The following is a 12309-nucleotide window of genomic DNA, read 5'->3' as shown; positions in this document are numbered from 1 at the left end:
TCGCAGGTTCGAGTCCTGCTGCCGGAGCCAATTAAAAAGGGACCGAACAGATTGTTCGGTCCCTTTTTCTTTTGATATTGTTTCCCCTATCCCAAAACCGGATCGTTTGATGATGAAAAATGTCAAAATTGAATTACGACAGGTAAAGCTCGGATCACTCGGCGGCGCGACAGATGGCTGGATGATCGTTGGCACCGATGATGTTATTCACGGTCTGGTTCACCGCATTGACGGCGACCTGTTTACAATATCGTCCACCACCGATGAACGCATTCAGGCATTTGGCTGATGTCCGATGTTTGACAGCCTCGCCCATGTCCAGAACGATCTTGAGATCGCACTGGCGATGCAAAGCGCCGCCGAGGTTGAAGAATGGATCGAACAATCCGAACGACATGATAATGATCATGATCACGGCCAATTGCACTGATCTGGGCCAGCCTTGATGATACCGTCACAAGACGTATGACGGTTGTGCGAAACAGTCATACGTTCAGCGCTTTATTGATCCACAGCAAAACAATATACTTGCCCGCGAAATATGATCTCGCATCTGCGAAAAACAGATTCTGACGAATGGCCACAGATCACACGACGTCACCTGCGGGCCATATGATTGCAACCGGCGCACATTAAGGTGCGCCCCATGGAAAAAGCGGGAAATCGGTCATGAGCACGATCAATATGGACCATCTTTTCAAACCCAAATCGGTTGCAGTCATCGGCGCATCAAACCGGCCCCATTCGGTTGGTCAGGTCATCATGCGCAACCTGCTGGCGGGCGGGTTCAACGGTCCGATCATGCCCGTCAATCCCAAAAGCCAATCCATTGGCGGTGTTCTGGCCTATCGCGATGTCGAAAGCCTGCCGGTAGTTCCGGAGCTTGCGGTAATTTGCGTGCCCCCAAAAGCCGTCGTTCCAACCATGGAATGCCTTGCGGACAAGGGCTGCATGGCCGCCATTGTTCTGACGGCCGGTTTGGCTGCGGAAATGCATGATGAAACGCATACCATCAAACAGGCGATGCTCGATATTGCCGCGCGCAATAAAATGCGTATTCTTGGCCCGAATTGCCTTGGGCTTATGGTGCCGGGAATTGGCCTTAATGCAAGTTTCAGCCATCAAAGTATTGGCACCGGCAAGATCGCCTTTGTCTCGCAATCGGGCGCGCTTTGCACTGCCGTTCTGGATTGGGCCGCCGCACGCGGAATTGGATTTTCGCATTTCATCTCGCTGGGCGAATGCGACGACGTCGATTTTGGCGATGTGATTGATTATCTGGGGTCTGATCCCGATACGCGTTCAATCATGCTTTATATCGAATCCATTCAGGAACGCCGTGGCTTTATCTCGGCCGCGCGGGCTGCATCGCGCAACAAGCCGATCCTGTGCATCAAATCGGGCCGCTTTGCCGAGGGTGCAGCGGCCGCTGCATCACATACCGGCGCACTGGCAGGCGCAGATGACGTCTTTGACGCCGCCATCAAACGTGCGGGCGTTTTGCGTGTTTACACCGTATCGGAAATGTTCTCGGCCGCAGAAACACTGTCGCGCATGCATCCATTCCGCGGCGACAAGCTGGGCATTATCACCAATGGTGGCGGGATCGGCGTCTTGGCGGTTGATGCCCTGATCGAACGTCATGGTCGGCTTGCCCATCTTGAAGACAGCACGATTGATGCGTTGAATGCCGTACTGCCGTCGACATGGTCACATGCCAATCCGGTTGATATCATCGGTGATGCACCGGGTGAACGTTATGCCAAATCGATTGATGCGGTATTGAAAGACCCAAATATCGATAGCTTGCTGGTGATGCATGCGCCAACCGCGATTACCGATCCGGTCGAGGTCGCCCAAGGGGTGATTGACGCCATCAAGGACAGTCGCAAGAACATCCTGACCAACTGGGTTGGCGAAGCCACGGTGGCCAAGGCGCGCAAGCTGTTCTACGCCGCCGGAATACCAACCTATCGCACACCGGAAAACGCGGTTGCCGCCTTCCAGCATATGGTCAATTACCGCAAGCTGCAGGAAGTCCTGATGGAAACGCCGCCATCAGTGCCCCAAGATTTCACTCCGGAAACCGACAAGGCCCGGAAAATCATCCATTTGGCCATTCATGCCGGCCGCGATATGTTGACCGAGCCAGAGGCCAAAGCTGTTCTGGAATGCTATGGCATCAACACGGTCAAAACCGTTGCTGCCCATACGGTTGAGGATGCGGTTGAAACCGCCGATGCCATCGGTTATCCGGTTGCACTTAAAATCCTGTCGGACGATATCAGCCATAAATCAGATGTTGGCGGTGTCGTGCTTAACCTTGATAATGCGGATGAAGTTCGTGCAGCAGGCACCAAGATGCTGCGCACCATCGAACAAGCATTCCCCAAAGCCCGTCTTCGTGGCTTTACCGTTCAGGAAATGATCAAACGCGCCGGGGCGCGCGAATTGATCGTCGGCATGACCACAGACCCGATTTTTGGTCCGGTGATCCTGTTTGGTCATGGCGGGGTCGAGGTCGAAGTTGTCCGCGACCGGGCGATGGCATTACCACCGCTTAACATGAAGCTGGCGCGTGAACTGGTCGAAGGCACGCGCATTTATAATCTGTTGCGCGGCTATCGCGATGTACCACCGGTCAACCTTGAACAGCTTTACATGACGCTTGTGCGCCTATCGCAGCTTGTTGTGCATCTGGGCGAGGTTCTTGAGCTTGATATGAACCCGCTTTTGATCGACCAGACCGGTGTGATTGCACTTGATGCCCGTATCAAGGTCACGCCAAAAGTCGTTAGTGACGACAAACGGTTGGCGATCCATCCCTATCCACGGCACTTAAAACAGGAATTGATCCTGGAAGACGGCACCAAATACCTTTTGCGGCCGATCAAACCCGAAGACGAACCGGCGCATTATCAATTCATGTCCAAGCTGACACCCGAAGATATCCATTTCCGGTTCTTTGGTTCGGTCCGTGAATTGCCGCATTCGGAAATGGCCCGTCAGACTCAACTTGATTACGACCGGGATATGGCCTTCCTTGCGATTATCCCCGAAGGCCCGGAAGCCGGTGAAATCCACGGTATTGTTCAGGTCGTGATTGATCCCAATAACGACCATGCCGAATATGCCGTCATGGTGCGTTCTGACATCAAAGGCCGTGGTCTTGGCCGTATCCTGATGGAAAAGATGATCGAATACTGCCGTCAAAAAGGCACCAAAACCTTTATCGGTCAGGTTCTGCCAAATAACCGGCGCATGCTGACTCTTTGCGAAAAACTTGGGTTTAGCCGCAAATATCTGGCGGACGAGGAAGTCTTCGAAGTCACCCTGCCTCTTCATCGTGACGCCAGCTGATTTCAATCTCGTTTTCATCCTGTAAAAACAAAAACCCGGTCAATTTGGCCGGGTTTTTTGCGGTCTGAAAATCTGATTTGTGATCAAGCGGTTTCTGACGTTAATTTAGCTTGGATATCGGCCAGTGCCTTTTCCGGGTCGATCCCCTTTTCACGCAAGGTTTCAGCCGCTTCGCTTTCGATTTTGCGAAGTTCACCCAATGTCGTTTGAACGTCTTCAAGCTGCTGCTCCAGCTCGGAAATGCGACGGCGCCCGACCAGCATCAGATGTGCCAGTTGATCACTACGTGACCGCTCCGCGTCATACAGATTGATGTATTCCTTGATATCTTCCAGCGAAAAGCCAAGCCGCTTGCCGCGCAGCACCAACATCAAGCGCGCACGATCCCGATAGTTATAAACGCGCGTCGCCCCGGCCCGCTGTGGCGACAGCAGGCTTTTGGTTTCATAAAATCGGATGGCGCGCGGCGTAATATCGAACTCTTCGGCAAGTTCGGTAATGCTGTACAGCTTATCGTTCATGTTTTTTCTTATTAAATGAATACACTATCGTCTGATCCCACAGATACAGCATCGCAACATTAGGACTTACAAGTCAATATATTTACGTTTACGTCACCCAAATGCAACCTATTCACGGGATTACGGAAACGTCGCCACATGGCACGAAGTTGCGATTCCCGTCAATTGTCTCAACGACCAACCTGCCAAGACCCAACGCAGACATTAATGATCATCGCATGACCGCAGCGAACACCTTAAGAATCATACTTTTTATTTTTTTTTATGAAATATGTTATTTCAAAGACTTGACCAATAAAATCCACCCTCATAACGTAGCTTCATTGCACACAAACCAACATTGAAACAGGGACATCACCATGCAACCAAAACCACGCATGATCAAATCAGTATGCCTTTCTTTTGTGATCAGTGCTGCATTGGCAACAACGGCACAGGCCCATTTTCAAAAGATGATCCCATCAACCAATGTTGTGTCACAGGAAACCGGCCGCGATGTTGACATCGATCTGACCTTTACCCATCCAATGACCAACGGTCCGGCGATGGAAATGGCGATGCCGCTGCAATTCGGGGTACAGACCCACGGGAAGAAAACCGATCTGCGCGACAAGCTTGTCGCCAAAGAGGTCGATGGCAAGTCGGCCTTTGACGCCACAGTGACGCTTGATCGACCGGGGGGATATGCCTTTTATGTTGAACCGGTTCCCTATTTCGAACCGTCCGAAGGCAAATACATCATTCAATATACCAAAACGATCATCGATGCCTTTGGCGCCGGTGAAGAATGGGACCAGATGGTTGGCTTCCCGGTCGAGATCGACCCCCTGACCCGTCCCTATGCCATTTGGACCGGAAATGTCTTTCGCGCGATTGTCCGTCACAACGGCAAACCAGTGCCATTCGCCGAGGTAGAAGTCGAATATGCCAATGACGGTAGTGTTACCCTGCCCAATGACAGCTTTTCAACACAGGTGATCAAGGCAGATGCCAATGGGGTTTTTGCCTATGCCATGCCACGTGATGGCTGGTGGGTCTTCGCTGCCCTGATTGAAGACGGCACCATGGCAGCACCCGGTTCAACCGATCAGGTTCCTGTCGAACGCGGCGGGGTTATCTGGATTAAAACGGAACCGATGAACTAGGTTCTGCGTATCACATCAAAGCCCGCAAAAGTCGTCATACTTATTTTAAAAAAATATGAAACTTGCTTGACTTCGCGCCTGCGAAATCGCTACGCTTTCAGGCAGGTTTTATTGCCTGTCTGCCCCATCGGAACATCAATCAATACGTTATCTAATCCCGCCACAGAAACATCCTGTGTACCCGGGTTGCAGAACGGCTTACAGGGAAATGAACATGCACATCGTCGACGGCGCCCTATCGAGTGAAGTGATCGTCACCGGTGCGGTTCTGGGCGTGGTTGGCGTTGGTTATGGTCTTCGCAAGATCGATATCGATGCAATGCCCCGTGTGGCGATGATGAGTGCGGTCTTCTTTGTCGCGTCTCTTATCCATGTTCCTGTTGGCCCGACCAGCGCGCATCTGATTGTCAATGGTTTGGCCGGATTGATGCTGGGCTGGGCAATTTTCCCGGCGATCTTTGTCGGATTGTTGCTTCAGGCGATATTTTTCGGGTTTGGCGGCATTACGGTTCTTGGCGTCAATACGATCAATATTGCCCTGCCCGGCTTTGTGATGTGGCTTGTGATTTCACCGATCATCGCCCGCACTGATGGCAAAATGCTGCTGATGGCCGGTTTTGTTGCCGGTGCCGGTGCAATCGGACTTTCAAGCATGCTGGTCGGTTTGTCACTTGCGGCAAGCGGACAGGAATTCATCACCACCGCCAAACTCGTCGTCGCAAGCCACATTCCAGTGATGGTGGTTGAAGGCATCCTGACCGCCGCGGCCCTTCATCTTGTCAAAAAAGTCCGCCCGGTGATGCTTGAACCGGCCGGTGTGCTTAGAAGTGCAACCTGATTGATGCTGGTGCGCTTTCTTATTTCCTTGATCGCCGTTTTTAGTGCTTTGATGGGCCTGTCAATGAACGCGCAGGCCCATAGCTTGCATGTGTTTGCCATGGGTAATGGCGATATTATTGATGGCTATGCCTATTTCGGCGGCGGCGCGCGGCCCCGCAACGGTGAAATCCAGTTGTTAGATCGGGACGACAAGCTGCTGTTTACCGGCACGACCGATGACCAGGGCGAATTCAGGCTTCGGATCAGTCACCGTCAGGATTATGTCATCAAGGCCAATTCCGGTGATGGCCATATCGCCGAGTTTACAATCCATGGTGACGAGCTTTCCAGCCAGTTGCCCAAAGCCGCGCAAGACAGCGAAATCACCGTTTCAGAAATAACCGGCACAGCCAGCCCCCCAAAGGCTCCCGCGCCGATAATGGGGATGGGAAACAAGACAGAAACAGACGGCATGATCGCCCTGTCGCGTGATGAGTTGGCCGATCTGATCGATGCCGCCGTCGCCCGCCATGTCCGCCCGTTGCGCGAACAATTGGTTGCTTACGAAGATAAAGTTCGTTTCTCGGACCTATTGGGGGGTATTGGCATCATTATCGGCATCTTTGGCGTATTTGCCTGGGTCAAGGCCGGCCGGAACCAACGGAACACCAAACCATGATTGATGGCACGGCTGTTCTAATCCCGTCGCAGTCCATGACGACAATTCAGCGTATTGATCCCCGATTTCGATTGCTGGCGGCATTTTTCCTGATCATCACCGCCGTTACATTTTCAAGCTGGCAACCAATTGCGATCCTGATCGTCATCGCCGCAATCCTGACCGGATTTGCCAAACCTGACTGGCCCCGAACCGTGAAAATGGTTCTGGCGATGGATGGCTTTATCCTTGTAATGCTGGCGATGTTGCCATTCACCGTATCAGGCCAGCCCTTTCTGACCTTGTGGGGGTTGCAGGCAAGCTTTGAGGGGCTGTTTCAGGCCGTCCTGATCGGCTTAAAGGCCAATGCCACAATTCTGGTCCTGATTGCCCTTGTTGGCGGCATGGATGCCATCATGCTGGGCCGTGGATTGCAGGGGCTTTATATCCCGGCCAAGCTGATCACACTGTTCATGTTCACGATCCGATATATCGACGTTCTAAGGCGCGAATATCTTCGGCTGCGGCTTTCGATGCGCGCGCGGGGCTTTGCTGCGGGCAACAATCGCCATAGCTGGCGCAGTATTGGATATTTGCTGGGTATGTTGCTGGTGCGCAGCCACGAACGATCCGAACGCATTCTTTGGGCCATGAAATGCCGTGGCTATCATGGGCATATGCATTTCGGCGCCCTGCCCCGACGCCAATCACGCGATTATTGCTTTGCCGCAGCCGTCCTTATCCTTGCCGGGTTCCTGATCGGGTTGGAGGTCGCATGTCCGCCTCTTGGATAATCACCCTGACAGATGTTCATTTTACCTTTGCCACCGGTCGCAAGGTCCTGAACGGCGTTAATCTGTCATTGGGAGTCGGGGAAAAAATCGCCCTGCTGGGCGCCAATGGCGCGGGCAAAAGCAGCCTGTTGCATTGCGTCATGGGTTTGGCACCCATTCAGCAAGGAGACATTTCGATTTTTGGCCGGGCCTGTCAGACAGAAAACGATTTCCGCACCATTCGCGGTCGTGTCGGTTTGCTGTTTCAGGATTCAGATGATCAGCTATTTTGCCCGACCGTGCTTGAAGATGTGATGTTTGGTCCGCTTAATCTGGGCCATTCACGCGATGAAGCCCGCGAAATCGCATTACAGGTTTTATCCGACCTTGGCCTTGGCGGATTCGGAGATCGCATTACCTATCAGCTGTCTGGCGGGGAAAAGCGACTGGTGGCGCTGGCAACGGTTCTGGCGATGTCGCCCGAAGTCCTGTTGCTGGACGAGCCTACCAATGGCCTTGATGCCGATGTAGAGAAACGCCTGATCGCTATCTTGCAATCCCTGCCCCAATCGATGCTGATCATATCCCATGACCGGGATTTCCTTGATCAAATCGCCACCCGGTTTGTCCGGCTTGAAAACGGTGTCATCGTAAACGTCTGATGTGGTCCTTGCTGGCAAGGCGACACTCACATATGCTGCGGGCAACATCAAAAAAAAGCAATGGAGCGGCTGATGAAACCTGAATCCATTCTTGTCTTCTGGTTCAAGGAACTGGACCCGGAACAATGGTTTAAAAAAGACCTGTCACTTGATAGCCATATCAAGGAACGATTTGCCGATTTCCATACCGCAGCAGCGGCGGGTGAACTTTATGGCTGGCGCAAAACGGTTCATGGCCGTCTGGCTGAAATCATTGTTCTTGATCAGTTTTCACGCAATATCTATCGCGATGAACCGGGCGCGTTTGCCTGCGACCCAATGGCACTGGCTCTGGCACAGGAAGCCGTCACACATGGCCTTGACGGCAAACTTCCCAAACCAACAGAAAAACTATTTTTATATATACCCTATATGCATTCCGAATCAGAAATGATGCATGATATTGCGCTTGATCTGTTTGATCAGCCCGGCCTTGAAAGCAATCATGCGTTTGAAATCAAACACAAACAGATCATTGATCGTTTTGGCCGATATCCGCATCGCAACGACATCCTTGGCCGGGTATCAACGCCAGATGAAATCGCGTTCCTGAAAGAACCGAATTCATCGTTCTAAGCATCAAAGACCAAGCATAAAAAAGGGATGGCGCAAACCATCCCTTTGTCGTTTTTGCGTCTAAACTCAACCTATCAGCCGATTTCGCGATCCCGTTTTTCCCACCAGTCTTCGATAAGAGATTCGGCCTCGTCAATATAATCAGCCTTGCCCGCCAAAAAGGCGCCCATTGCCGCACTGCCCTTGATCCGTGCGATGGCAGCACGGTCTTCGACCTCGCCACGCCAAACCGCCAGAAAATGTTTCAGGGTAACGGGGCTGCTGTCTGCGTCGTCCTTTTCGGTACGTGGTAACAATTCCGGCCAACGAACGTCACTGAGTTCACCGTTATCAAGCATACGCAGATCGACATGCTTGAATGGGGTGCGTTCGGCCTCGCCGCCACCGCCCTTGATCACACCGATACGCGGCAATTCAAGCAATTTGCCGGTTTCCCGATGCACATCCAAAAAGGCCGGGTGAAACACACCAAGAAATGCAGCACGGGCCTGTAACGGATTAAGCAAACGCAACAGCGTATTAACCGGGCTGCGCAACCCCAAAAGCGGCCGCAAGCCAAGCAATTCCTGCAATTTTGGATGAATATGACGCAACGGCAAATAGGCAAATCCCTTGGACGCGATATCCGAACGTGCTTCGTCGGCTGACATGGCGATCGGCAGCTTAAGTGCCTTGATCGCAACCTCGGTCCCGACACCGTTTGACAAATGCGAATTGTAGCCATGCATCAGGACCGGAATACCATTGCGTGACAACAACATCGCCGACATCACAAACCACGGCAATCCGCGCGTCCGGCCCGCCGCATAGGACGGCCAATCCAGCATCGGATGGCATTTTTCGGGAACCAGGCTTTCATCATCAAGCTCAAGTCGGGCAGCCTTGCGGACAGCTTCGATCATGCCTGCCAGTTCATCGGGTGTTTCCGCCCGATAGCGCAGCATCAAAAGAAATGCGCCCAACTGAATCGGTTCCACCTCGTCGCGCAGGATCATCGAAAAGGCATCGAATGCTTCTTCGCGCGTCAGACTGCGTGATCGACCCGGGCCGCGGAAAAACGTCCGCAAATAGCCCGAAAACGGATGGGCTTCCGGCAGGTGGGTTTCTTCTTCAAGCTGTTCTAGATGATCGTCGGTCATCCGATCCGCACCACTTCTGTTATCAGTCATGTTCACGTGTGAAGACCCACTCGTTATCATTGGACAGGTCGTTTTGATAGCGATAACCGTCCAAATCAAACGATTTAAGGTCTTCGGGGGACTCAAGTCGGTTATCGATCATATAGCGCGCCATCATGCCACGTGCACGCTTGGCTGAAAAACTGATAACCTTGGCAACACCAACTTTGACTTCTTTGAACACCGGCGTGATGACCGGCACTTCCAACGCATCTTTCTTCACCGACTTGAAATATTCGTTCGATGCCAGATTGATCAGGCTGCGATCCTTGTGTCCCTTGGTGATGGCATTAATCTGTTGGGAAAGTTTATCCCCCCAAAACGCATAAAGATCCTTGCCCCGCGGGTTTTCTAGCCGCGTCCCCATTTCAAGGCGATAAGGCTGCATCAAATCACGCGGTTTCAAAAGACCATAAAGCCCCGAAAGCATCCGAAAATGGCCTTCGGCCCAATCGATGTCTTTTGCATCCATGGTGTCGGCATCAAGTCCGATATAGGTATCACCGCGAAACGCATAAATTGCCGGTTTGGCATTGGTCCGATCAAAAGGACGTGAAAAATGTTGGAACCGCTGATAGTTCAGATCAGCAAGGTTTTCGCTGATGCCCATCAGGTTCATCAGATCGCTGCGACTTTTTTTACGCGCGACTTCAATGAGTTCCTCGGTATCGTCAAGAAATTCTGGTTCGGAAACAACCATTTCCGGAGCATCCATTTCGAAATCGAGTTTCTTTGCCGGTGAAACAACAGCAAGCATCAATGCGCCTCTTCTCTTTCATCTCTGATCATTTTGTCGTAACAAGCCACAAGGCATGGAGAAAGTCTAGGGCCCAAGCCCATGTGTATGCGTATATCGACTTGCATATGAATTTGGTCCCTTTACCTTCTCCATAATTTTCTAATCTTGCAGAAAATCCGCAAGGCGCAAGCCCGCTGCGGAAGAAAGGACGAGTTATGAGTGAACAAGTTCGCGCATCCCACATTCTTCTGATGTATGCCGGTTCGTCACGTTCAAGTGCGACCCGTACCAAGGATGAAGCGCTTACCGAAATCAACGCGCTCAAGGACCAGATCGCAAACGGTGCCGACTTCGCAGAAGTCGCCAAAACCAATTCCGATTGCCCGTCCGGTCAGCAGGGTGGCGATCTCGGCTTCTTTGGCCGTGGCATGATGGTTCCGGAATTTGACGCGGCTGCTTTCACCATGGAAGTTGGCACGACGTCCGACGTGGTTGAAACCGATTTCGGTTATCACCTGTTGCAGCGTACCGCCTAATCGGCACGCTTTGAAATTTCAAAGGGCTCGCAATCCGTTGCGGGCCTTTTTTTGTGCCTGCGCTTTAGGTCACATAACGATCAGAAATCTTAGAAATCGACGACTGGCGCATCCAGTTCGTATTGGCCTTTATGGTCTTCAACCTCAAGCACCCAGACATCGCGATCATATGTCACCTGCTTGCGCCAATACTCATCGCACAGAAATTCAGTTTCGCGCCCGCCCCCCGGGCCACCTGCCACCTGCATCCAGCCCAAATCACCATCAAGTGTCGTCACCCGGGAATAAATATAACATCCCGCATCAAATCGATTGAGTTTAAGCAAGACCGCACCGGCATCTTCATTGCCTTTATGGGCCACCATCGCGGTCATTGCCATGGATTGGCAAATTGCGATTTGCCCGCGCACCCAGATACCAGCCTTCAGCCTTGGCTGCATTACTGGCCACTCCGATCGGCGGTAACATTTTCCGGCATTTGCAGGATCAGATTGGCATTCGGGCAAATGCTTTGCCAGATATCCCATTCCGATGGTTTGGCCGCTCCGAAATAATCGCCCTGCTTGCCCAGCATATCGAAAATAATCTGAAAATGCAGATGCGGGATCCAGTCACCATTGATCGGAAAATCACCGAAGTGACACAACAAACCATCCTTTTCGACCGGTTGCCCGACATAAAGCCCCTCAAGCGAGGCTTGGCTCAGATGGCCATACAACGTGTAAAAGGTCACATCTGGTGCCGGGTTATGTTCAAGGATGATGGTCGGGCCATAATCAAGATGCAGATTGTTATCGGCAAAGCTGTGCACCACACCATCAAGGGGCACATATACCGGCGTTCCAGCCGGTGCAAACAGATCAACCCCCAGATGCTGGCTTCGAGCCTCGCCATCCGTTTTAAACTGATCGGACTGATAGCATACCCGGTCTTCACGATAACGCCCGATGCCAACCGGGGCATTGGCATCTTTTAATTGCTGCCACATGACTTCGGTCTGACGCGCCGGATCACTGGTACCACCAATCACCACATCGCCATTGCGCGAAAAATCATAAACGACTTTCGGACAGGTTTTCAGATCACATTCCATCACCGGAGCAAAATCATCCTGATGATCAAGGATCCATTGCCGAAGACGGGTTGCGCTTTCCATTGGCTCCTGATGCGCCGCATGACGGTCAAGATAAGATTGGAAACGCGCCGATACATCATCAATGGCTTTGGTGGCGGTGGTCAGGGTCACAATGGTGGCTCCGCAAAGAAAAAGGCAGGACGTGTAAAAAACACCCTGCCTTTGCCT

15 protein-coding genes are annotated in these 12309 nt (G+C 52.1%); 10 read left to right on the top strand and 5 right to left on the bottom strand.

Annotated elements, in window-relative coordinates:
* The first annotated feature begins 109 nt into the window (after nt 1-109).
* The 3 genes from TALK_RS22330 (at nt 110) to TALK_RS20865 (ending at nt 3360) form a co-directional block, all read left to right on the top strand.
* Complete coding sequence (locus TALK_RS22330; protein ID WP_245830068.1) at nt 110-289, top strand: hypothetical protein; 180 nt, start codon at nt 110-112, stop codon at nt 287-289.
* A gap of 6 nt (nt 290-295) precedes the next feature.
* Nucleotides 296-430: a hypothetical protein gene (locus tag TALK_RS22390; RefSeq protein WP_281251331.1), complete on the top strand. Its 135-nt coding sequence runs from the start codon at nt 296-298 to the stop codon at nt 428-430.
* 239 nt (nt 431-669) lie between these two features.
* On the top strand, nt 670-3360 hold the full coding sequence (locus TALK_RS20865) for a bifunctional acetate--CoA ligase family protein/GNAT family N-acetyltransferase (protein WP_085621104.1): 2691 nt from the start codon (nt 670-672) through the stop codon (nt 3358-3360).
* A gap of 83 nt (nt 3361-3443) precedes the next feature.
* Here TALK_RS20865 and TALK_RS20860 read toward each other — a convergent pair whose 3' ends face one another.
* Nucleotides 3444-3881, bottom strand: a complete 438-nt coding sequence (locus tag TALK_RS20860) for a MerR family transcriptional regulator (protein WP_085621103.1) — start codon at nt 3879-3881, stop codon at nt 3444-3446.
* A 359-nt stretch (nt 3882-4240) separates the two neighbouring features.
* On the opposite strand from TALK_RS20860, the gene TALK_RS20855 reads away from it, so the two are divergent.
* The 6 genes from TALK_RS20855 to TALK_RS20830 all read left to right on the top strand — a co-directional run bounded on the left by TALK_RS20855 (nt 4241) and on the right by TALK_RS20830 (nt 8553).
* Complete coding sequence (locus TALK_RS20855) at nt 4241-5026, top strand: DUF4198 domain-containing protein (protein WP_085621102.1); 786 nt, start codon at nt 4241-4243, stop codon at nt 5024-5026.
* A gap of 214 nt (nt 5027-5240) precedes the next feature.
* Complete coding sequence (gene cbiM / locus TALK_RS20850; protein ID WP_085621101.1) at nt 5241-5864, top strand: cobalt transporter CbiM; 624 nt, start codon at nt 5241-5243, stop codon at nt 5862-5864.
* Between the two features lie 3 nt (nt 5865-5867).
* The gene (locus tag TALK_RS20845) at nt 5868-6524 is read left to right on the top strand and encodes a hypothetical protein (RefSeq protein WP_085621100.1); all 657 of its coding nucleotides are present in this window, start codon (nt 5868-5870) and stop codon (nt 6522-6524) included.
* Nucleotides 6521-7297, top strand: a complete 777-nt coding sequence (gene cbiQ / locus TALK_RS20840) for a cobalt ECF transporter T component CbiQ (RefSeq protein ID WP_085621099.1) — start codon at nt 6521-6523, stop codon at nt 7295-7297. The genes TALK_RS20845 and cbiQ overlap by 4 nt, the downstream gene beginning before the upstream one ends.
* The gene (locus TALK_RS20835) at nt 7279-7938 is read left to right on the top strand and encodes an energy-coupling factor ABC transporter ATP-binding protein (RefSeq protein WP_085621098.1); all 660 of its coding nucleotides are present in this window, start codon (nt 7279-7281) and stop codon (nt 7936-7938) included. Before cbiQ ends, TALK_RS20835 begins: the two co-directional genes overlap by 19 nt.
* A gap of 72 nt (nt 7939-8010) precedes the next feature.
* The gene (locus TALK_RS20830) at nt 8011-8553 is read left to right on the top strand and encodes a DUF924 family protein (RefSeq protein WP_085621097.1); all 543 of its coding nucleotides are present in this window, start codon (nt 8011-8013) and stop codon (nt 8551-8553) included.
* Nucleotides 8554-8627: 74 nt separating this feature from the next.
* Here TALK_RS20830 and TALK_RS20825 read toward each other — a convergent pair whose 3' ends face one another.
* Together TALK_RS20825 and yaaA are read right to left on the bottom strand one after the other, a co-directional pair.
* Nucleotides 8628-9722 carry a glycosyl transferase family protein gene (locus TALK_RS20825; protein ID WP_245830067.1) on the bottom strand — a complete coding sequence of 365 codons (1095 nt, stop codon included), beginning with the start codon at nt 9720-9722 and terminating at the stop codon, nt 8628-8630.
* Nucleotides 9715-10488, bottom strand: coding sequence for a peroxide stress protein YaaA (gene yaaA, locus TALK_RS20820; protein WP_085621095.1), 774 nt, complete (start codon nt 10486-10488; stop codon nt 9715-9717). Before yaaA ends, TALK_RS20825 begins: the two co-directional genes overlap by 8 nt.
* A gap of 197 nt (nt 10489-10685) precedes the next feature.
* On the opposite strand from yaaA, the gene TALK_RS20815 reads away from it, so the two are divergent.
* On the top strand, nt 10686-11006 hold the full coding sequence (locus TALK_RS20815) for a peptidylprolyl isomerase (RefSeq protein ID WP_085621094.1): 321 nt from the start codon (nt 10686-10688) through the stop codon (nt 11004-11006).
* An 89-nt stretch (nt 11007-11095) separates the two neighbouring features.
* On the opposite strand, the gene TALK_RS20810 is transcribed toward TALK_RS20815, so the two are convergent.
* Both TALK_RS20810 and TALK_RS20805 read right to left on the bottom strand, forming a co-directional pair.
* Nucleotides 11096-11446, bottom strand: coding sequence for a DUF1491 family protein (locus tag TALK_RS20810; protein WP_085621093.1), 351 nt, complete (start codon nt 11444-11446; stop codon nt 11096-11098).
* A complete protein-coding gene (locus TALK_RS20805) occupies nt 11446-12252 on the bottom strand; it encodes a peptidoglycan DD-metalloendopeptidase family protein (RefSeq protein WP_245830066.1) in 807 nt (268 codons plus the stop codon). Before TALK_RS20805 ends, TALK_RS20810 begins: the two co-directional genes overlap by 1 nt.
* Between the last annotated feature and the right edge of the window lie 57 nt (nt 12253-12309).

It is taken from the genome of Thalassospira alkalitolerans (assembly GCF_002115745.1).
Lineage (GTDB): Bacteria > Pseudomonadota > Alphaproteobacteria > Rhodospirillales > Thalassospiraceae > Thalassospira > Thalassospira alkalitolerans.
This window is presented reverse-complemented; position numbering and strand designations above follow the sequence as displayed.

Coding starts and splice junctions, on each gene's coding strand:
- TALK_RS22330 (WP_245830068.1), top strand. CDS start 110: ATGATGAAAAATGTCAAAATTGAATTACGACAGGTAAAGCTCGGATCA.
- TALK_RS22390 (WP_281251331.1), top strand. CDS start 296: ATGTTTGACAGCCTCGCCCATGTCCAGAACGATCTTGAGATCGCACTG.
- TALK_RS20865 (WP_085621104.1), top strand. CDS start 670: ATGAGCACGATCAATATGGACCATCTTTTCAAACCCAAATCGGTTGCA.
- TALK_RS20860 (WP_085621103.1), bottom strand. CDS start 3,881: ATGAACGATAAGCTGTACAGCATTACCGAACTTGCCGAAGAGTTCGAT.
- TALK_RS20855 (WP_085621102.1), top strand. CDS start 4,241: ATGCAACCAAAACCACGCATGATCAAATCAGTATGCCTTTCTTTTGTG.
- cbiM (WP_085621101.1), top strand. CDS start 5,241: ATGCACATCGTCGACGGCGCCCTATCGAGTGAAGTGATCGTCACCGGT.
- TALK_RS20845 (WP_085621100.1), top strand. CDS start 5,868: ATGCTGGTGCGCTTTCTTATTTCCTTGATCGCCGTTTTTAGTGCTTTG.
- cbiQ (WP_085621099.1), top strand. CDS start 6,521: ATGATTGATGGCACGGCTGTTCTAATCCCGTCGCAGTCCATGACGACA.
- TALK_RS20835 (WP_085621098.1), top strand. CDS start 7,279: ATGTCCGCCTCTTGGATAATCACCCTGACAGATGTTCATTTTACCTTT.
- TALK_RS20830 (WP_085621097.1), top strand. CDS start 8,011: ATGAAACCTGAATCCATTCTTGTCTTCTGGTTCAAGGAACTGGACCCG.
- TALK_RS20825 (WP_245830067.1), bottom strand. CDS start 9,722: ATGACTGATAACAGAAGTGGTGCGGATCGGATGACCGACGATCATCTA.
- yaaA (WP_085621095.1), bottom strand. CDS start 10,488: ATGCTTGCTGTTGTTTCACCGGCAAAGAAACTCGATTTCGAAATGGAT.
- TALK_RS20815 (WP_085621094.1), top strand. CDS start 10,686: ATGAGTGAACAAGTTCGCGCATCCCACATTCTTCTGATGTATGCCGGT.
- TALK_RS20810 (WP_085621093.1), bottom strand. CDS start 11,446: ATGCAGCCAAGGCTGAAGGCTGGTATCTGGGTGCGCGGGCAAATCGCA.